Here is a 221-nt window from a genome sequence, read left to right on the forward strand (position 1 = left end):
CTGGGATAACTTCCGGAAACGGATGCTAATACCGGATACGTTGCGTTCCCGCATGGGGATGCATGGAAAGTCGGGGTAACCTGACACTTATGGATGGGCCTGCGGCGCATTAGCTAGTTGGTGGGGTAACGGCTCACCAAGGCGACGATGCGTAGCCGACCTGAGAGGGTGATCGGCCACACTGGGACTGAGACACGGCCCAGACTCCTACGGGAGGCAGC

1 rRNA gene is annotated in these 221 nt (G+C 59.3%); it reads left to right on the top strand.

The annotated features are described in order from the left end of the window. A 16S ribosomal RNA gene (locus ACSEXW_RS28630) occupies nt 1-221 on the top strand; the annotation flags it as partial.

The organism is Oryzibacillus soli (assembly GCF_051594765.1).
Classification (GTDB): Bacteria; Bacillota; Bacilli; order Paenibacillales; family NBRC-103111; genus Paenibacillus_AR.